Raw genomic sequence first — 19,745 nt, forward strand, 5'->3', positions numbered from 1 at the left:
CCATGTCCACACTCATCACCCCCACGGTGCCTCCCGCGAGCGCACCGGCCACACCGGCGGGGGCGGCCCCCCGCGGCGCGTTCTCGTGGCGCCAGCTGGGTGCAGCGGTGCCCGGCGCCCTGCGCAAGCTCGACCCGCGACAGCAGTGGCGCAACCCCGTCATGTTCATCGTCTGGGTGGGCGCTGCCCTGACCACCGCGCTGGCGATCGCGGAACCCTTCCTCGGCGGCCCCGCCGATTCCGGAGGCACTGCCGTGCCGTGGTCGTTCACGTGGGGCATCGCCATCTGGCTGTGGCTGACGGTCCTGTTCGCCAACCTCGCCGAGTCGGTGGCCGAAGGCCGCGGCAAGGCGCAGGCCGAGACGCTGCGCAAGACCCGCACGAGCACCATCGCCCACCGCATCGAGGGTTATGACCCCGTAGCGGATGCGGCGGCGCTGAGCGCGGGATCCGCCGACGTCTCGTCGGCCGAACTGCAGCTGGGTGACACCGTCGTCGTCTCCGCCGGCGAGCTGATCCCGGGCGACGGTGACATCGTCTGGGGAATCGCATCCGTGGACGAGTCGGCCATCACGGGCGAGTCCGCTCCCGTGGTGCGCGAATCGGGGGGCGACCGCTCGGCGGTCACGGGCGGCACCCGCGTGCTATCGGACCGCATCGTCGTGCGGGTCACCTCGAAGCCGGGCGAGACCTTCGTCGACCGGATGATCGCGCTGGTGGAAGGCGCGGCGCGGCAGAAGACGCCGAACGAGATCGCGTTGTCGATCCTGCTCGCCGCACTGTCCATCGTCTTCGTCGTGGTCGCGTTGACGCTGAACCCGATCGCGTCCTACGCCGCAGCGCCCGTCAGCATCACGGTCCTGATCGCCCTTCTCGTGTGCCTCATCCCCACGACGATCGGTGCGCTGCTGTCGGCCATCGGGATCGCGGGGATGGACCGGCTGGTCCAGCGCAACGTGCTGGCCATGTCGGGCCGCGCGGTCGAGGCCGCCGGGGACGTGACGACCCTGCTCCTGGACAAGACCGGCACCATCACCTACGGCAACCGCCGCGCGACCGAGTTCGTGCGCCTGGCCGGGGTGGCGGAACAGGAGATGATCAGCGCTGCGGCACTGTCGTCGATGGCCGATCCCACCCCGGAAGGGTCATCGATCGTCTCGCTCGCCGCCGCCCAGGGGATGGATGTCGCCACCCCTCCGCAGGGTGAGATCGTGCCTTTCACGGCGCAGACGCGCATGTCGGGCCTCGACCTCCCCGACGGGCGGATGATCCGCAAGGGCGCCGGCGCAGCCGTCGTGGCGTGGCTCGAGGAAGACGGCCGACGTCAGCCGAGCAGCCTGCTCGCCGAGCTGGACGAGCAGACCGAACGCATCTCGCGGTCGGGCGGCACCCCGCTCGTGGTCGCAACGAAGGACGCCGCGGGGGAGGGCCGAGTCCTCGGCGTCGTCCACTTGAAGGACGTCGTCAAGGACGGGTTGCCCGCGCGGTTCGCGGAGCTCCGGAGCATGGGGATCCGGACGGTGATGATCACCGGTGACAACCCGCTCACCGCCGCCGCCATCGCCGCGGAAGCCGGCGTCGACGATTTCCTCGCCGAGGCGACGCCCGAAGAAAAGCTGGCCTACATCCGGAAGGAGCAGGCCGGCGGCAACCTCGTCGCGATGACCGGAGACGGCACGAACGACGCACCCGCCCTTGCCCAGGCGGACGTGGGTGTGGCGATGAACACGGGAACCTCTGCGGCGAAAGAGGCCGGCAACATGGTCGATCTCGACTCCGACCCCACCAAGCTCATCGACATCGTCAGCATCGGCAAGCAGCTGCTCATCACCCGGGGTGCGCTGACGACGTTCTCCATCGCGAACGACATCGCGAAGTACTTCGCGATCATCCCGGCGATGTTCATGGGCGTCTTCCCGGGGCTCGCCGTGCTGAACGTCATGGGTTTGCACTCCCCGGCCTCGGCGGTCCTGTCCGCCATCATCTTCAACGCGATCGTCATCGTCTTCCTCGTCCCCCTGGCGCTGCGAGGCGTCAAGTACCGCCCGCAGACGGCGGCCAAGACGCTGAACCGCAACCTGCTGGTCTACGGGCTCGGTGGTCTCATCGCGCCCTTCATCGGGATCTGGCTGATCGACCTGATCATTCGCCTCATCCCCGGCTTCTGAGGAAAAAGACAATGAACGCATCCACTCGCTCCACCGGACGGACGATCGGGGTCGCCGTACGCGCCATGGCCCTGTTCACCGTGGTGCTGGGCGTGGTCTACACCGCGGCGATGACCGGTGTCGGACAGCTCGTGTTCCCCGCGCAGGCCAACGGTTCGCTCGTGCGCGACGCGGACGGCGCCCCGGTCGGCTCGTCGCTCATCGGACAACCGTTCACCGACGCGGAGGGCGCCCCGCTGGCGGAGTACTTCCAGCCGCGCCCCTCGGCAGCCGGCGACGGTTACGACGGCGGCGCCTCCTCGGGGTCGAACTACGGCCCGGAGAACGAGGACCTCATCGCCGCCATCGCCGAACGGAAGGCGCAGGTCGCGGAGTTCAACGGCGTCGCGGAGGAGGCCGTGCCCGCCGACGCGGTCACCGCGTCAGCGTCCGGCCTGGACCCGCACATCAGCCGCGAGTACGCCGCGATTCAGATCGAGCGGGTGGCGGAGGCCCGCGGAATGTCTCCCGAGGAGGTTCGCGATATCGTCGGGCAGCACACCAACGGCGCCGATCTCGGCTACCTCGGTGAGCCCACGGTCAACGTGCTGGAGATTAATCTGGCGTTGGACGAGTAGGGGGACTGAGATATGCCCGGACGGGGGCGGCTTCGCGTCATCCTCGGCGCCGCCCCCGGCGTCGGCAAGACCTTCACGATGCTCGAGGAGGGCAGGCGGCTCCGGACGGAGGGCAAGGACGTCGTGATCGCCGTGGTGGATACCCACGGCCGCGCGGCCACCGCTGCCATGACGGAGGGGCTTGAACTCATCCCCCGTCGCGTTCTCGTCCACCGCGATGTGGAGCTGACCGAGATGGACCTGGATGCCGTTCTGGCGCGGCGCCCGGCCGTCGCGCTCGTGGACGAGCTGGCCCACACGAACGCAACCGGATCCCGGCACGACAAGCGCTGGCAGGACATCGAAGAGATGCTGGATGCGGGCATCGATGTCATCTCCACGGTCAACATCCAGCACATCGAGTCGCTCAACGATGTGGTGCAGAAGATCACCGGTGTGCCTCAGCGTGAGACCGTTCCCGACGAGATTCTGCGTACGGCTCACCAGGTCGAGGTGGTCGACCTGGCGCCGCAGGCGCTCCGCGACCGCCTGTCGGGCGGTCTGATCTATCCCGCGGAACGGATCGACGCCGCGCTGTCGAACTATTTCCGGCTGGGGAACCTCACCGCGCTTCGAGAGCTGGCGCTGCTGTGGTTGGCCGACGAAGTCGATCAGGCCCTGAAGGACTACCGCGCCGAGCACGGGATCGACAGCAAGTGGGAGGCCCGTGAGCGGGTCGTGGTGAGCCTCACGGGCGGTCCCGAGGGTGAGACGCTCATCCGCCGCGGCGCCCGCATCGCCGCGCGATCGGCCGGGGGGGAGGTGCTGGCCGTGCATGTCACCAGCCAGGACGGCTTGCGGCTGGCCAACCCGGTGGCCCTCGCGGAGCAGCGGGCCCTGGTGGAGAAACTCGGCGGCTCCTACCACCAGGTCGTCGGCGATGACATCCCGCAGTCGCTCGTCGATTTCGCGCGATCGGCCAACGCCACGCAACTGGTCATCGGCGTGAGTCGCCGCAGCCGCCTGCTCGCCCTGCTGACCGGGCCGGGCATCGGGGCGACCGTGATCCGCGAGTCGGGCGACATCGACGTGCACATCGTCAACCATGCCGCGGCGGGGGGACGTTTCGCGCTGCCTCCTCTGGGCGGCGCGCTGAGCATGAGTCGGCGGCTCGCCGGATTCGCCCTCGCGCTGGTGTGCGGACCGCTGATGTCGTGGCTGCTGGTCTCTCTGCGCAGCGCCGATTCGATCACCAGCGACGTGCTGAGCTACCAGCTGCTCGTGGTCGTCGTGGCGCTGGTGGGCGGCATCTGGCCGGCCCTCTTCGCCGCGGTGCTGTCGGGGATCACCCTGGACTTCCTGTTCATCGAGCCGTACTACACGGTGAGGATCAGCGATCCACTGCACCTGCTCGCCCTCGCGCTGTACGTCACGATCGCGGTGCTCGTGAGCGTCATGGTGGACCGGGCAGCGCGGCAGACCCGCGCCGCCCGGCGTTCGGCCGCCGAGTCGGAGCTTCTGCAGTCGGTGGCGGGGAGCGTGCTCCGCGGCGAGGGTGCCGTGCAGGCCCTCGTCGACCGCACGCGCGAATCATTCGGCTTGGCCGGGGTGCGTCTCATGGCCGGCGAAACGGTCCTCGCTCGAAGCGGCGAGCCCCTCAGCGACAACCGCTTCGTCCCCTTTCCCGTCCGGGAGGGGGTCGAACTCGAGCTGCACGGTCCCGACCTGGCAGCCTCGGAGCGACGGCTCCTCGCGGTCATGGTCGCGCAGCTGCGAGCGGCCCTCGATCACGACGCGCTCGAAGAGGTGGCCAGCGACCTGGCGCCTCTCGCCGCCTCCGACAAAGTCCGCGGAGCACTGCTGTCGGCCCTCAGTCACGACCTCCGCCGTCCGCTCGCCGCTGCGACCGCCGCCGTGGGCGGACTCCGCGCCGCGGGCGGGGCGCTTTCCGAACGCGATCACGACGAGCTCCTGGAGACCGCGGACGAGAGCCTGACCGCGCTGGCGGCGCTGGTGACCGATCTGCTGGACGTCAGCCGCCTGCAGGCCGGTGCGTTGCGCATCACCACCAGCGCCCTCGACCCGGCGGACGTGATCCTTCCGGCACTGGACGAACTGGAGGTCGGACCGCAGCAGGTCGAACTCGACCTCGCTCCGGACACCCCCGCGCTGCAGGCAGACCCCGTCCTGCTCCAGCGCGTCGTCGTCAACCTCCTCGCGAACGCCCTCCGGCACTCGCCGCCGGGGAGCAAGGTGCGGATAACCACGAGCTTCTTCGCCGGCGCCGTCCAGATCCGGATCATCGACCACGGCCGGGGCGTTGCACCGGACCGTCGGGATGACATCTTCGTCCCCTTCCAGCGGCTGGGCGACACCGACAACTCCACTGGGCTCGGGCTGGGACTGGCGCTGTCGAAAGGATTCGTCGAGGGAATGGGCGGGTCGCTCGACCCGGAAGACACCCCCGGCGGGGGCCTGACGATGGTGGTCTCGCTGCCCGCGGCCGCCGCGTCGCCGACGGCCGCGGGCAGCTCACGCCGTGGTGACAGCGCATGAGGATCCTGATCGCCGACGACGACCCGCAGATCCTGCGCGCACTGCGCATCACCCTGACGGCCAAGGGATACGAGATCTTCGTGGCCGCCAACGGCACGCAGGCCATCGCCGGCGCGATCGATCACCACCCCGACATCTTCCTGATCGACCTCGGGATGCCGGAGCTGGACGGCATCGACGTCATCCACGGCATCCGGGGGTGGTCTGCCGCTCCCATCCTCGTCATCTCCGGCCGCACCGGCGCTGCCGACAAGGTCGAGGCGCTGGACGCCGGCGCGGATGACTACGTCACGAAGCCGTTCTCGATCGAGGAGCTCCTCGCCCGCATCCGCGCCCTGACGCGCCGGCTTCCGAACCAGGAGGCGGACCCCGTGGTGACCTTCGGGGAGGTGTCGGTGGATCTGGCCGCCCACAGCGTCACCCGCCGGATCGACGGCGAGGAACGTCAGGTGCGGTTGACGCCGACGGAGTGGCAGATGCTGGAGGTGCTGCTGCGCAACCCGGGGAAGCTCGTGACGCGCCAGACCCTCCTCACCAGCATCTGGGGCTCGGAGCACGTCGCTGACACCGGGTACCTGCGGCTGTACATGTCGCAGCTGCGCAAGAAGCTCGAACCGAACGCGAGCGAGCCGCGTTATCTGCTCACGGAGGCCGGTATGGGGTACCGGCTGCAGCTGGAGGACTGACCGCCGCGAGCGCCCGTTCCCGGCCGTGTGTCAGGGTCCCGTTCGGTGCGGCCTGATCCCCGTATGCGTTTCGTGAGGGCTGATCCCCTGCCGGCCCCCGCCGGGTAGGACGGAAGACGTGACACTCACAGACATCCTTCCCAGCCTCCGGCGATCGCTTCCCGACCCCCTCGCGCGCAGCGCCTGGCCGGACCACACCACCGCCACGACGACCGACCTCGTCATCGCGGGCGTATCCATGAACGCGCTGGCGGTGCTCTGCAGCACCCCCGCCGTGCACACCGGGGAGTTCAGCATCGGGGGGACGGGGTCGCGGCGGATCGTCCGCGCCGACCGCGCCGTCATCCTCACCGCGGTGACCATGGTCGTCGACGCTCCCGGCGTCGGCAGAGTGGTCATCGTCGACGCGCGCCTGGGCGCCCTCCCCGTCACGTGGGCGGAGACCCGCCTGATCGGGCGCGCCTCCACCGGACACCGCAGACCCGCCGCAGTCCTCGACGGCAACGAGTCCGCCATGATCGAGCGGCGTCCCCCCGTGCTCCTGCCCGATGACATCCGGGAGGGCGACATCCTGGCCGTGCCCTGCGATGGCCTCACCGCACTCCACGACGTCCGCCCGGTGCGCGCGGAAACGCCGTCCGCCGCCCCGATGGCTGCCGCGCAGCCGCGCCCCGTTCGTTCCCTCCCGCGCGCCTCGTGACGGGACCGGACATGACGCTCCTGCGCACTATTCTCGCCGCGCGTACGCTCGGCAGTCGTCCTCTCCCCGACCGGCGATCCCGAGAGGGGTGGCCGGCAGACACCAGTCACACGGCGGATGACGTCGTCGTCGCCGGCCGATCACTCCTCGAGCTGGCACTGACCCGCGGAACGCCCGCGGTCCTGGTCTGCTCCGGTGAGGACTCGACGCCCAGGATGTGCCCCACCACCCTCATCCTGTACCGGATCGTGTCCGTGGACGCGTCCGACCCTGAGAGCGTCATCGCGGTGAACGGGCAGCTTCCCGCCGGTTCACCCGCGGCCGCCGGTCGCGTGCTCGGCCGCGCCTCGTCGGCCAAGCAACGCAGCGTCGCCCTCCGAAGCGCGGACCCGGCCACCCGCGTCCGCGCGCGGGTGGCCGGCGACGTCGCCCCGGGCGACATCATCGTCCTGCCGTACGCGGGGACGGTTCCCCTCAGCCAGGTGAAGGCCCGCGCTGTCACGGTCGCGCCCGCAGGCCCGGAGGAGGATGACTGGAGGGCGCGATGCATGAGATGACGGAGCCCGCATCGACCGCGGACCCGGCGGTGCCGCGATCGATGATCGTTCGCGGCGACCGACTCGGCTCACTGTGCGCGCTCGGTCTGCGCCCGGGGGTCGTGGAAGACCACCCCGGCGGCTACCCGTCGGCTCTGCAACCGGGGATCCGTAGCGTGGTCACCGGGCTGGATTTCACCGGCGGGTCTTCCACCGTCGTGCGGCGCGCTCTGAAACAGGAACGCGTCGTCGGGCGGCGGATGAGTCGGGAGCTGCCGGCTCTGCGCCATCTGGTCTACGTTCTGGGTGTGCCGGCGGGGGAGAGCCCGTCGCACTGGGTGAACCTCGCCGACGTGTTCGCCAACACCGTGTACGTCACCCTCCAGATGACGTGCGCGGCCGACCTGACGGTCACGTGCGTGATCGACGACCACCCCGATGACGACGCCAAGGCGGATCTGCTGGCCGACCGCATCGAGCAGCGCGTGCGGCGCGCGTCGTGGCGGCCCTGGTTCGGGGTGCACTGGAGCACGATCGCCGCGCGGGAGATCTCCCTCGCCGAAGCCGAAGCCACGTGCTAACCACGTCGACTCGCCACGTTCCGTCGTTTTTCGAGGGCGGATAGCGCGGAAAGTGGCGAGTCGACCGCGGGGGTTAGGGGGTTAGGGGGTCAGGTCCAGGTCACCGTCGCGGTGGCGAGGAGGACGTCGTCGGGGTCGACGGCCGTCACGGTCGTCGTGTCACCCGCGGTGCGGCCGGCGAAGCGGATCTCGCGCTCGACGAGGGTGGGGGCGACCGCCGTCACCGAGAGCCGCGCGGCAGTGGCGTCGGGCGCGTGGCGGCGCGCCGCATCCATGAGGAGGATGCGGGTGAGGGGTCCGTGCACGAGGAGGTCGGGGAGGCCTTCGATCTCCCGTGCCCACGCCCGGTCGTAGTGGATGCGGTGGGTGTTGAAGGTGAGCGCGGAGAAGCGGAACAGCTGACGGATGTCGAGGACCGCCGAGTCCACCCAGTCGGCCTGGGCGACGGCGTCGGCCGCACGGCGGGGTTCGCGCGCGGGCACGCCGGCGGGTTGCTGCTCGAGGAACACGTCATGCCACACGCTCCGGACGGCGACCTTCTCGCCCACGGCGTACTCGCGGAGGATGTCGACGAACACCAGGCGCCCGCTCGCTCCGGTCTTGTCCACCACGGGCCCGAGCGACGTGGTCTGCCGCACCGCGTCGCCCAGGCGGAGGGGCGCGAGGAATTCGGTGTCCTCCCCGGCGTACATGCGCCGCGGCAGGTCGATTTCGGGAACCACGCCGTCGCGCGCCGGAGTGCCGTCGGGGCGGAGATCGGCGAGGGCGACGGCGAAGGGGAAGTACACCCCCTCCCATCCCGGTGGAAGTGCCGCGCCGTCGAGGAGGGGCGCGTCGGCGGCCGCGAAGGTGCCGCGGTACGCCTCCGCGGTCTCGGCGTCGAGAGCGCCGTGCCGCGCCGCGGTCACGGAATCACCCCGGTGGCCCGGAGCTCCGCGACATGGGCAGCGTCGTACCCGGCGACACCGGCGAGCACCGCGTCGGCGTGCTCGGCGAACCGGTTCGCCGTGCGCGCCGCGGTGGCGGGGGTCTCGCTCAGCTTGATGGGCTGCCCGAACATCCGGAGCGTTCCGAGGTCGCCGTAGTCGGCCTCGACGATCATGTCCCGCTCGGCGGTGCCCGGGTCATCCACGACCTCGCCGATGTCCTTGATCGCGGTGAGGGGGATGACGTCGCCGGCGAGCTCTTCGAGCTCGGCCTTCGTCCGACCGGCGAGCCATCCGGCGACGAGCGGCTTGACCTTGCGCTCGTAGACCTCCGGCGCGAAGCGTTTGCGCATGGAGTCGATCTCCGGGTCGTCCTTCACCTCGGGCGTGCCGAACAGGTCGCACGCGGCGTTCCAGAGCTTGTCGGTGTACGCCCCGAAGAACACCTGCCCGTCCCGGCAGGCGAACAGCTCGTACGGCCGCACCCACGCGTGCGCATTGCCGGCCGGGGTCGCCACCGTGCCCGAGACGGTGTAATCCACGACGGCGGTCTCGGTGAGGGCGAGGATGCTGTCCACCTGCGCGACGTCCACGAGCTGACCCACCCCCGTGCGCTCGGCGTGCCGGAGTGCGGCCAGGGCGCCGACCACGCCGAACAGGGTCGCGGAGAGATCGCCGATCGTGACGCCGACGCGCACCGGCGGGGAATCCGGGTATCCGTTCATCGACCACAGCCCGCCGGCGGCCTGGGCGGTGTTGTCGAACGCGGGGCGGCGGCTGCGCGACCCCGTCTGGCCGTACCCCGAGATCGCGAGGTAGACCAGGCGGGGGTTGATCTCGCGCAGCGTGTCGTAGCCCACCCCCAGCTTGGCCATCGTCCCGGGGCGGAAATTCTCCACGAGGATGTCGGCCTTGGTGACCAGGTCCTTCAGCACGTCGGTGCCCCCGGGAGCGGCCAGGTCCAGGGCCATCCCGAGCTTGCCGCGGTTGTACTGGGCGTAGTACGCGCTGAACTCCTCGTCGCCGTCGGTCAGGTAGGGCGGGAAACCGCGAGAGACGTCCGGGTCGCGCGGGTTCTCGATCTTGACCACCGTGGCGCCCAGGTCGGCGAGCATCTGCGCGGCGTAGGGTCCTGCGAGCACCCGCGACAGGTCGAGGACGAGCACGCCGCTCAGCGCCCCGGGCGAGGGGAGGAGGGCGGCGGACTGCGAGGCGTCGGTCATGGTCGAGGTGCTTCCTGAGCGGGGGTGGTCGGGTGGGGGTGGGCGGCGTCGAGCGCCCCGGCGGCGGCGAGCGCCCGGGCCACGCGGGAGGGCGCAGGGACCCCGCGCACCTCTGCGAGCCAGGCCGTCGTGCGCGCGAGGGCGATCAGGTCGAGCCCCGTGTCGATGCCCAGCCCCTGCAGCATCCACACCAGATCCTCCGTGGCGAGGTTACCGGTGGCTCCGCGCGCGTACGGGCATCGCCCGAGCCCCCCGACCGAGGCGTCAAACTCGACGATGCCCAGGCGCAGAGCCTCCCGGACGTTCGCGAGGGCCTGCCCGTAGGTGTCGTGCAGGTGCAGTGCGATCGCATCCGCCGGCACGCCGGCGTCGCGCACGGCGGCGACGACGGCCGCGACCTGCCCCGGGGTCGCGACGCCGATCGTGTCGCCCAGCGCGATGGTCGTGCAGCCGGCGTCCCGGAGGGACGCCGCCGTCTCGGCGACGACGGCGGCATCGACCGCCCCCTCCCACGGGTCGCCGAACGCCATCGACACGTAGCCGCGCACGCGGATGCCGCGGGCCTGTGCCGTCTCCGCCGTCTCCATGGCCCGCCGCAGCGCCGAACGGCGGTCGGCGTTGAGGTTCGCGCGCGCAAACGCGTCCGTGGCGCTGGCCACCACCGCGACCTCGGTCACGCCCGCCCCCTGCGCATCGTCGAGGCCGCGGAGGTTGGGTACGAGCGCCACGGCGCGAGCGCCCGCCGGGGTCTCGAGCCGAGCGAACACGTCCGCGGCGTCGGCGAGCTGCGGGATCCATGACGGGGGAACGAAGCTCGACACCTCGAGGTCGCGGACCCCGGCCGCGTAGAGCCGCCGGCACAGCTCGACCTTGACGGGTGCGGGTACCGGATCGGGTTCAGCCTGCAGGCCGTCGCGCGGTCCGACTTCGTAGACGCGCACGCGCGCGGGCAGCCCGTCGATGGGGGCGACGAGGGGATGCGGTATCCAGGCGGGCGTCATACCGGCGCCTGCTCTCGCAGCTGCGCGAGCACCTCCCGTGCGTACTCGACGCGGATGTTGCGGTCGGCCACGATCCGCTCGGCGACGGCGCCGACCTCCTCGACGGTGGCGCCGGCGCTGGCGGCGATGGTGCGGGCGTGGAGCGTCATGTGGCCTCGCTGGATGCCCTCGGCGGCCAGAGCCCGCACGGCGGCGAGGTTCTGGGCGAGGCCCACCGCCGCGATGGTGCCCGCCAGCTCGCGCGCCGTCTGCACGCCGAGGAGGCGCACCGCTGCCTGCGCGGTCGGGTGCACGCGGGTGGCGCCGCCGACCAGGCCGACCGCCAGCGGCACCTCGAGCGTTCCGGTGAGGTTGCCGTCGGCGTTCTTCTCGAAGCTCGAGAGCGCGCGGTAGCGACCGTCGCGCGCGGCGTGCGAGTGGCAGCCGGCTTCGACGGCGCGGGTGTCGTTGCCGGTGGCCAGCACGACGGCGGTGATGCCGTTCATGATGCCCTTGTTGTGGGTGGCTGCGCGGTACGGGTCGGCCTCGGCGAACGCGCTCGCCGCCACGATGTCGTCGACGACCTGGGCCCCGCCGAGCAGCTCCGCGTCGAACGTGGCGCGGGCGCGCGTGAGGCGCAGGTCGGCCTTGTTGCTCAGGATGCGCAGGAGCGTGCGGCCTCCTGCGATCGAGGCGACGCGGGGGGCGAGGGCCTCGGCCATGGTGTTGACCGCGTTGGCGCCCATCGCGTCGCGGACGTCGACGTGCAGGTGCAGGATGACGTGCGTCCCGACGCGCGTGGGGAGCGTGCGCACAGCGATGTCGCGGGCACCGCCGCCGAGACCGACCAGCACGCGGTCCTGCTGGTTGGCCAGCTCGAGCAGCTCCTCCCGGGCTTCGAGCAGGCGCAGGCGCGCCGCATCCGGATCCACGGCGTCGAGCACCTGGACCTGGGCGATCATGAGGTCGCCGGAGTGCGAGGTGGAGAACCCGCCGTGCCCGCGGGCGATGCGTGCCGCGTTGGAGGCGGCTGCCACGACGCTCGGCTCCTCGGTGGCCATCGGGACGAGCCGGTCGATCCCGTCGACGCGGAAGTTCGTCGCGACGCCGACGGGGATGCCGATCATGCCGACGACGTTCTCGATCATGTGGTCGGCCTGATCGAGCCGCAGGCCGGAGGAGGGCCGGAGGGCGGCGAGGGCCTCAGCATCCACTCCCGCGGCCGCGCCGACGAGGGCCAGCCGTTCGTCGGGAGTGTGGTCGCGGAGGCCGGACAGGCGGCTGGAAATCGGCATCGATGCTCCTTCTCGCGCGGTGGTGGGCCGCCGTCCACGGCGATCACGATGCCGCGCGATCCTCAACCTAGGGGGCGCGCGGGCCGGGGCGTATGGGCCCGTCGCCCACGGATCACCGGGAGGAGTGGGGCGTGCTCACACTCGCGAGCCGTTCCCGCAGCTCGTCCAGCCGCACCGCGAGCGAGAGCCGGAAGAGCCGTTCGTCGTCGCGCCAGCCGGCCCCGAGCACCGCGTCGAGGCGGTCCAGACGCTGCAAGATCGTGTTGGGGTGGAACGTGAGCGCCCGCGCGGCGCGGGTGGGGCTCGCCCCCGATCGGATGAAGGCGCGGAGCGTCGCGAGCAGTTCGGTGCCGCGCGCCGCGTCGTAGGCGCGGACCGGGCCGAGCTGGGTGTCGAGGAAGGCACGGAGGGAGTGCTGGTCGGGGTCGAGCACAGCCGCGTAGGGCAGCAGGTCATCGGTGGCCGCAGCCCCGTCGGAGATCTCCAGCCCCCGGAGGATGCGGAGGGCGCGCCGCGCCAGGTCGTACCGCTCGGCGGCCGACCCGCGCCCGGCGGGACTGTCGACGGCGACCACGCGGTCATCCAGAGCTTCGCTCAGCAGCGCGTGGAGGGCGGCGGCCTCGAAGCCGGTGCGATCGCCGGGGGCCAGGACCACGAGGCTCCCGTCGATCTCTCCGACGAGGCCCACCGTGTCCAGGCGCCGCCGGAGCACCCGGAGGGCGTCGGGGCGGCGGTCTCCGGGCACGGCGACCAGCACGAGCCGGTCCAGCCCGGCGAGGTCCAGACCCGCCCGCCGCACCCGTGCGCTCACGTCGGCGATGCGATCGGGTGAGGCCCGCACGATATCGGTCACGAGGTCGCCCTGCTGGCGCTGGTGCGCGTCGAGAACCGCCTCCTCCGAGAGAGCCAGGAGCGCGCCCACCTGCGCGGCGCGTTCGACGGTGCGGAGGTCCACGGCCCCCAGGTCGAAGTCGCCCACCTCGATGTGCACGGCACCGAAGTGCCGCGCGCCCGCCGACAGGGCTGCGACGACACGGTGGCCCCCGCCGGCGTCCACGGTGGCGGCGTGACCGGACGCCCGGCTCGCGGCCACGGCGGCATCGAGCGCGTCCGTGCCGCCGTCGCGGGCGAGGGCCGCGGTGTCCCCGGCTCCGGCGCGTTCGTTCCCGCGCTCGTCGACGATCCGCACGGCACGGTCGAGGGTGCCCGCCAGGGTCTCGGCGATGCGGGAGAAACCGCCGCCGGTCAGGACGGCGGAGACGAGGTGCTGGTGCACCGTGTTGGCGCGGTCGCGCTCGGCCAGGTGCGCCGACAGCCGCTCGACGGCGGCGCGCGCCTCCTCTTCGGAGCGGCGCAGTGACCGCATCGTGCCGGCGGTCTGCAGCACGATCGAGGCGTGGTCGGCCAGGGCGGACAGCAGCGCGGTCTGGTCGGGGGTGAAGGTGCGCTCCTGGCGCATCGCGACGAAGAGCACGCCGAGCACGGTGGTCTCGGTGCGCAGCGGTACGCCGAGCATCGAGACGATGCCTTCCGCCGCGACCGCGTCGTCGATGACCGGTTCGCGCCGGTCGGCGGCATAGTCGGCGTAGCGGCTGACCGCCTGAGCCGTGCCGGTCTCCACGACGACGCTCGCGAGACCCCGACCGGGCGGCACGACCAGCTCACGGAACTCCGCCGACACCGCCCCGTAGGTCGCGCGCACCTGCAGCTGCCCGGTCTCCGGGGCGTACTCGGACAGGTACGTCACGTCGGAGCCGAGCATGTCGTGCGCGCGCTCGACCAGCCGAGTGAGGAGCGCGTCGGTGTCGCGGACGCCGGCGAGCTCGCGGGCGCTGGAGAACAGCGCCGACAGTTCCTGCTCGCGGCGACGGAGGCCCTCCACTTCGCGGCGCGCGGCCTCGACGACGGGGACGGATGCGGCGGCTTCCGGCATCGTGCGCAACCGCGAAAGGGCATCGGGAGTGCGGCCGGCCACCGCATCCACGACGGCGCGCACCAGCGTCTCGTCACGAGCGCCGGGCGCATCGTCGGGGAGCAGGCTCATGTGCTCATTGTTCACGATCGCCCGCTTGCCGTGTGCTCCCGGCACATGCCCCGCCCCGACGAGGGAGGGCCAGGGGTCAGGCGAGGAACTCGCGCGCGGCCACGACGAGGTTCTCCACGCCACGGCTGAGGGTCGGCTGGAGCACCGGGGCGAAGAACGGCGAGTGGTTCGTGGGGATGCGGCTCTCCACGGCGCCGGCGGCCAGCGCGTCGGCGTAGGTCTGCGGGTCGGCACCGCCCCAGAACCAGAACACCAGGGGGGCGCCGGAGTCGCGCGCGAACCACGAGACGTCCTCACTGCCGGTGAACATCCCGGGGTCAACGACGCTCCCCGCACCGAACGCGTGCTCGAAGGCGGCGGTCAGGCGGGCGGTGGCATCCGCGTCGTTGATGGTGGGCGGGAGGGTGTGGAGGGTGGAGATCGTGGGCGTCTGCTCGGCGCCGGATGCCACGGCCTCGGCTCGCACGATGCGCTCGACCTTCTCGAGCACGCGGTCGCGCGCCGCGTCGTCGGGGTAGCGCAGGCTGAGTTCGAGGCGAGCCTCGGCGGGGATGATGTTGTTCTTCAGGCCCGCGTGGATGGCGCCGACGGTGACGACCGCGACATCGCGGGGGTCGACCTCACGCGAGACGATCGTCTGAAGGCGCATCACGGTGGCCGCGGCCATCACGATGGGGTCGATCGTGGCCTGCGGGCGCGAGCCGTGCCCGCCCCGCCCGTGGAGCACGACGGTGAGCCCGTCGGAGGCGGCCATCTGGGTGCCCGGGCGGACGCCGATGACGCCGGCGGGAAGGGGCGTCACGTGCTGACCGAGGACGATGTCGGGCGTGGGATAGCGCTCCAGCACGCCGTCCGCGATCATCGCCTGCGATCCCGAGCCGTACTCCTCGGCCGGCTGGAACACCGCCACGACGGTGCCCGACCAGTCGGCGCGGGTGGCGACGAGCCGCTCGAGGGCCCCGAGGAGCGCGCTGACGTGCATGTCGTGTCCGCACGCGTGCATCACCGGCACCTCCGCGCCCGACGGATCCGTGCCGCGGGCCGTGCTGGCGTAGTCGAGGCCCGTGCGCTCCTCGACGGGAAGCGCATCCATGTCGGCGCGGAGCCACACGACCGGGCCGTCGCCGTTGCGGATCGCGGCCACCACACCGGTGCGCCCGACGCCCTCCTCGGCCTCGAGCCCGAGCTCGGTGAGGTGCCGCACGATCACGCCGGCCGTGCGCGTCTCCTGGAACGACAGCTCCGGATGGCGGTGCAGATCGCGGTACAGGCTCTCCAGGTCGATACTCATCCCCCGAGCCTAGGGCCGCGAGCCCGCGCGCCGTCGTCCCGCGCTTCTCGCGGCCCGCGCTCCGGTTGGGGGCGCAGCATCCGCGCGGCGCGGGGTGCCGGCCGCGGTGTTCAGCGCCGCCGCGCCGTCGTGCCGCGGACGACCAGCTCGAACGGCAGGGGCGTGGGGAGGTGCGGGACGGATGCGGGCGACTCCAGCTCCGCGACGATCGCGTCGCCGGCAAGCTCGCCCTGCCCGCGGGGGAACTGGTCGATCGTGGTCAGGCGGAAGAACTCGCCCAGCTCATGTCCGTCCACGCCGATCACCGAGAGATCCTCCGGAACGCGGTACCCGAGTTCGCGGGCGGCCAGCAGCGCGCCGATCGCCATCTCATCGGATGCGGAGAACAGGGCCGTGGGGCGGCTTCCGGGCCGCCCGAGCAGCTGCTTGGCCGCGCGGAACCCGCCCTCGATGGTGAAGTCCGCCGGCTCGAACAGGGCCGGGAGCACCGGCACCCCCGCATCCGCCAACGCCCGCTCGAAGCCCTGCCGCCGCCGCGTGGGGATGTGGAAGTCGATGTCGAACTGGGCGTTGGCCCCGATGTGCGCGATACGCGTGTGACCGAGGGAGAGCAGGTGCTCGGTCGCGAGCCGTGCCACGGCGGTGTCGTCGACCGTGAGCGTCCTCAGTTGCGGGTTCGGCCCGCCGATCGCGATGACCGGGATGCCGAGGTCGTGCAGGCGCTGCGACTCCTCCGCGCCGAGCTCGATCGAGATGGCGATGATCCCGTCGATGCGGCGCCGGCGCAGGAAGGTCTCGAAGACCGTGCGCCGCTCGGCGGGGTCGTCGGTCACGCTGTACAGCGTGATGTCGTACCCGCGCCGCATGAGCGCCGCCGCGACCCCGCTGAGCACCGTGCTGAAGAACCAGCGATCGACGAAGGGCACGAGCACGCCGACATTGCGCGTGCGCCCGGAGGCCAGGCTCGACGCCGACGCCGAGACCACGTATCCGAGGTCTTCCGCCGCGGCGATCACGCGCGCCCGAGATGCGTCCGAGACATGGCCTCGTCCGCTGAGCGCGCGCGACACCGTCGCGGTGGACACGCCCGCTCGCCGCGCGACCTCGTCGATACTCACCATTGACGGTTGCCCCTCACGGGATGCTCCGCCTCGGCGCGCTCGGTCGGCACGGGCTCCGCGGCGTCAGCCCGCGGCGACCCACACCGTCGTGTCGACGGGAATCCCCTCCGGTGCGAGCGGACCGCTCGCGGCCACGAGCGTACCCTCCGGCAGCGGCACAGTGGTGCTGCTGACGTTCGCCACGACCGTGAGATCGCCCCGGCGGAACGCCACGACGCCGTCGCCGAAGCCGTCGAGCCAGTCCAGCGCGCCACTGCCGAGGCCCCGTGCGCGACGCTCGGTCAGCAGCGCGCGGTAGAGCGAGAGCGTCGAGTCCGGGTCGCCCACCTGGGCGTCGCGGGCGAGCCCCGCCCACTCGGACGGCTGCGGCAGCCACGACTCTCCGGTCTCGCTGAACCCGTAGGCCGGCGCCGACGCGCTCCACGGGATCGGCACGCGGCATCCATCGCGTCCGTAGCGCGCTCCCTCGGTGCGGAACCACGTCGGATCCTGGCGCGCGTCGTCGGGCAGATCGATGACCTCGGGAAGCCCGAGCTCCTCGCCCTGGTAGATGTAGGCCGACCCGGGGAGGGCGAGCATGAGCGTCGTGGCCGCCCGCGCGCGGCGAAGGCCGACCTCCGGGATGGGCTTCCCGGGGGACTTGGGCCCGATTCCGGCACCCTGCGGGTTCTCGGCGGTCAGAGCGAGGCGCGACGCGTGGCGGACCACGTCGTGGTTGGACAGCACCCACGTGCTCGGCGCGCCCACCGACGGGTACACCTCGATCGACTCGGCGATGACGGAGCGGAGGGCGGCGGCATCCCACGGCGTCTCGAGGTACTCGAAGTTGAAGGCCTGGTGCATCTCGTCGGGGCGCACCCACAGCGCGGTCTGGGCGACGCTGGGCATCCAGGCCTCGGCGCACAGGGCGCGATCGCCGTCGTACTCGGCGAGGAGCGCATGCCAGTCGCGATAGATCTCGTGCACGCCCGGCTGGCCCCAGTACGGCACCGAACCCTCGTCGCCGCCCATGGACCCGGCATCCGGGTTGGGCGTGTAATCGGGGAGGCCCGCTTCCTTCACGAGTCCGTGCGCGACGTCGACGCGGAAGCCGTCAACGCCCCGGTCGAGCCAGAATCGCAGGATGCGGCGGAACTCCTCACGCACTTCCTCGTTCGACCAGTCGAAGTCGGGCTGCGAGGCGTCGAAGAGGTGCAGGTACCACTGGCCGGGTGTGCCGTCGGACTCCGTGATGCGGGTCCAGGCCGGTCCGCCGAAGACCGACTCCCAGTTGTTCGGCGGCAGCTCGCCGTTCTCGCCGGTGCCGTCCCGGAACATGTACCGCGCGCGCTCGGGGCTGCCGGGGGCGGCGGCCAGAGCGGCCTGGAACCACTCGTGCTGGTCGGAGGAGTGGTTGGGGACCAGGTCGACGATGATGCGGATGCCGCGGTCATGCGCGCCGGCGAGCATGTCGTCGAAGTCGCCGAGCGTGCCGAACAGCGGGTCGACGTCGCAGTAGTCGGCGACGTCGTATCCCGCGTCCTTCTGCGGCGAACGCTGGAACGGGCTCAGCCAGATCGCGTCGATGCCGAGATCACGCAGGTCATCCAGGTGAGAGGTGACCCCGGGGAGGTCGCCGACGCCGTCGCCGGAGCTGTCGGCGAAGGAGCGGGGGTAGATCTGGTAGATGACGGCGGTGCGCCACCACTCGGATCCGGGCGCGGTGGCCGTGTCGGCGCGAGCGTCCTCTTGCGTGAAAGTCATGCCGAACAGGCTACTGCAAACGCTTACATGGTTGGCGATGTCGCGGCCGTCCCGTGCCGCTCCGTGCCGGCGGTGGGCCCGTTCCGTGCCACTCCGTGCCGGCGGTGGGGCGCTGGTGGGTCGGCGGTGGGGCGCCGCTGTATCGGGGGTGGGGCGCCTCGTGCCGCTCCGTGCCGCCACTGGGTCGGCGGTGTGGCGCTGGTGTGTCGGCGGTGGGGCGCCGCTGTATCGGGGTGGGGCGCCGCTGGGTCGGCGGTGTGGCGCTGGTGTGCCGGCGGTGTGACCGGGGTGCTTCCCGCGGGTCTTCCTGCGGTTTGGGGGGCGTCCGCGGGAACGGGGGCAGTTATGCGTGTTGGGGCGTGTGGGCTCCCGCGCATTCCCGCGAGTCCCGCGCTAGTTCCGCGGGTTGGGCGCCCGGGGTGCGTTGGGGCGTGATGCGCGCGCCCCAACGCGACGGATCCGCCGGAAACCCACCCGAGCCCGGGCGGCCCGGGGGATCGGGTGTGCGCGGGTATGGTGGGCGGGTGTCCGAACACTCCGCCGACCTGGCTCGCGCCGAGGGCCTGATCGGCAGCATCCCCGATTACCCGGAAGCGGGCGTCGTCTTCCGTGACATCACCCCGCTGCTGGCCGACGCTGCAGCGCTGCGCACCTGCATCGATGGCCTGCTCGCCCCCTTCGCGGGCGAGTTCGACGTCGTAGCGGGCATCGAGGCGCGCGGATTCCTCCTTGCCGGAGCCGCCGCGATCGCGGCTCAGTCGGGTCTGGTCCCGATCCGCAAGGCCGGCAAGCTCCCGCGCCCCGCCGCATCCGTCTCGTATGCGCTGGAGTACGGCACGGCCGAGATCGAGATGCACGACGACCTCGCCCCCGGTGCGCGCGTGCTGCTGCTCGACGACGTCCTGGCCACCGGCGGCACGATCGCCGCGGCGCGCGAACTGGTCGAGCAGCTGGGTGGCACCGTGGTCGGGAGCGCGGTCCTGCTGGAGATCGACGCCCTCGGCGGGCGTGAGGCGCTCGGCGACGCGCCCCTGCACGCGCTCTTCCACGTCTGAGGCGGCAGAGGCCGCACCGCCGTCCGCACCGCCGGTCCCGGCGGCCCGCGCGCGTGATTGCCGAGCGGGGAGCCGGCCCCTCCCGGCCGGCGGAGACTCCGACGAGGTCTTGACGTCCCGCCCGGATGCGGCATGGGGGCGCGGCCGCAAGGGACCGAGGCTCGTCTGTCGTTCAGAACTCAGGAGAATCGGCCCGTCCGGCCCCGTGTCACCGGTGGCGAGGCCGGAATCTCCTGAGTTTTGC

General features: G+C 72.0%; 16 protein-coding genes. 8 read left to right on the forward strand and 8 right to left on the reverse strand.

Annotation, left to right across the window (positions count from 1 at the left end; translation table 11 throughout):
- Window positions 1-2: 2 nt before the first annotated feature.
- The 7 genes from kdpB to AC2DGY_RS15965 all read left to right on the forward strand — a co-directional run bounded on the left by kdpB (window position 3) and on the right by AC2DGY_RS15965 (window position 7,823).
- The gene (gene kdpB / locus AC2DGY_RS15935) at window positions 3-2,168 is read left to right on the forward strand and encodes a potassium-transporting ATPase subunit KdpB (RefSeq protein ID WP_484510747.1); all 2,166 of its coding nucleotides are present in this window, start codon (window positions 3-5) and stop codon (window positions 2,166-2,168) included.
- An 11-nt stretch (window positions 2,169-2,179) separates the two neighbouring features.
- Complete coding sequence (gene kdpC / locus AC2DGY_RS15940; RefSeq protein WP_484510748.1) at window positions 2,180-2,785, forward strand: K(+)-transporting ATPase subunit C; 606 nt, start codon at window positions 2,180-2,182, stop codon at window positions 2,783-2,785.
- 12 nt (window positions 2,786-2,797) lie between these two features.
- Window positions 2,798-5,320, forward strand: a complete 2,523-nt coding sequence (locus AC2DGY_RS15945; RefSeq protein ID WP_484510749.1) for a DUF4118 domain-containing protein — start codon at window positions 2,798-2,800, stop codon at window positions 5,318-5,320.
- Window positions 5,317-6,006, forward strand: coding sequence for a response regulator (locus AC2DGY_RS15950; protein WP_484510750.1), 690 nt, complete (start codon window positions 5,317-5,319; stop codon window positions 6,004-6,006). The genes AC2DGY_RS15945 and AC2DGY_RS15950 overlap by 4 nt, the downstream gene beginning before the upstream one ends.
- 118 nt (window positions 6,007-6,124) lie before the next feature.
- The gene (locus tag AC2DGY_RS15955) at window positions 6,125-6,706 is read left to right on the forward strand and encodes a hypothetical protein (protein WP_484510751.1); all 582 of its coding nucleotides are present in this window, start codon (window positions 6,125-6,127) and stop codon (window positions 6,704-6,706) included.
- Between the two features lie 11 nt (window positions 6,707-6,717).
- On the forward strand, window positions 6,718-7,263 hold the full coding sequence (locus tag AC2DGY_RS15960) for a hypothetical protein (RefSeq protein ID WP_484510752.1): 546 nt from the start codon (window positions 6,718-6,720) through the stop codon (window positions 7,261-7,263).
- The gene (locus AC2DGY_RS15965; protein ID WP_484510753.1) at window positions 7,251-7,823 is read left to right on the forward strand and encodes a hypothetical protein; all 573 of its coding nucleotides are present in this window, start codon (window positions 7,251-7,253) and stop codon (window positions 7,821-7,823) included. Before AC2DGY_RS15960 ends, AC2DGY_RS15965 begins: the two co-directional genes overlap by 13 nt.
- A gap of 89 nt (window positions 7,824-7,912) precedes the next feature.
- Here AC2DGY_RS15965 and AC2DGY_RS15970 read toward each other — a convergent pair whose 3' ends face one another.
- From AC2DGY_RS15970 to AC2DGY_RS16005, 8 genes are all read right to left on the reverse strand, one after another.
- The gene (locus AC2DGY_RS15970) at window positions 7,913-8,731 is read right to left on the reverse strand and encodes an FAS1-like dehydratase domain-containing protein (protein ID WP_484510754.1); all 819 of its coding nucleotides are present in this window, start codon (window positions 8,729-8,731) and stop codon (window positions 7,913-7,915) included.
- Window positions 8,728-9,972: a CaiB/BaiF CoA transferase family protein gene (locus AC2DGY_RS15975; protein WP_484510755.1), complete on the reverse strand. Its 1,245-nt coding sequence runs from the start codon at window positions 9,970-9,972 to the stop codon at window positions 8,728-8,730. The genes AC2DGY_RS15970 and AC2DGY_RS15975 overlap by 4 nt, the downstream gene beginning before the upstream one ends.
- On the reverse strand, window positions 9,969-10,973 hold the full coding sequence (locus AC2DGY_RS15980) for a hydroxymethylglutaryl-CoA lyase (RefSeq protein WP_484510756.1): 1,005 nt from the start codon (window positions 10,971-10,973) through the stop codon (window positions 9,969-9,971). Before AC2DGY_RS15980 ends, AC2DGY_RS15975 begins: the two co-directional genes overlap by 4 nt.
- Window positions 10,970-12,247, reverse strand: coding sequence for a hydroxymethylglutaryl-CoA reductase, degradative (locus tag AC2DGY_RS15985; protein ID WP_484510757.1), 1,278 nt, complete (start codon window positions 12,245-12,247; stop codon window positions 10,970-10,972). Before AC2DGY_RS15985 ends, AC2DGY_RS15980 begins: the two co-directional genes overlap by 4 nt.
- 112 nt (window positions 12,248-12,359) lie before the next feature.
- Entirely contained in the window at window positions 12,360-14,291 is a 1,932-nt protein-coding gene (locus tag AC2DGY_RS15990; RefSeq protein ID WP_484510758.1) for a helix-turn-helix domain-containing protein, read from the reverse strand.
- A 76-nt stretch (window positions 14,292-14,367) separates the two neighbouring features.
- Window positions 14,368-15,582 (reverse strand): amidohydrolase, encoded by a 1,215-nt coding sequence (locus AC2DGY_RS15995; RefSeq protein WP_484510759.1) that lies wholly within the window; start codon window positions 15,580-15,582, stop codon window positions 14,368-14,370.
- A 110-nt stretch (window positions 15,583-15,692) separates the two neighbouring features.
- Window positions 15,693-16,703 carry a LacI family DNA-binding transcriptional regulator gene (locus AC2DGY_RS16000; RefSeq protein WP_484510760.1) on the reverse strand — a complete coding sequence of 337 codons (1,011 nt, stop codon included), beginning with the start codon at window positions 16,701-16,703 and terminating at the stop codon, window positions 15,693-15,695.
- Between the two features lie 63 nt (window positions 16,704-16,766).
- Window positions 16,767-18,446, reverse strand: a complete 1,680-nt coding sequence (locus AC2DGY_RS16005) for a glycoside hydrolase family 13 protein (protein WP_484510761.1) — start codon at window positions 18,444-18,446, stop codon at window positions 16,767-16,769.
- Window positions 18,447-18,970: 524 nt separating this feature from the next.
- On the opposite strand from AC2DGY_RS16005, the gene AC2DGY_RS16010 reads away from it, so the two are divergent.
- Window positions 18,971-19,501 carry an adenine phosphoribosyltransferase gene (locus AC2DGY_RS16010; protein WP_484510762.1) on the forward strand — a complete coding sequence of 177 codons (531 nt, stop codon included), beginning with the start codon at window positions 18,971-18,973 and terminating at the stop codon, window positions 19,499-19,501.
- Window positions 19,502-19,745: the final 244 nt, after the last annotated feature.

It is taken from the genome of Microbacterium sp. Z6_144 (genome assembly GCF_057197625.1).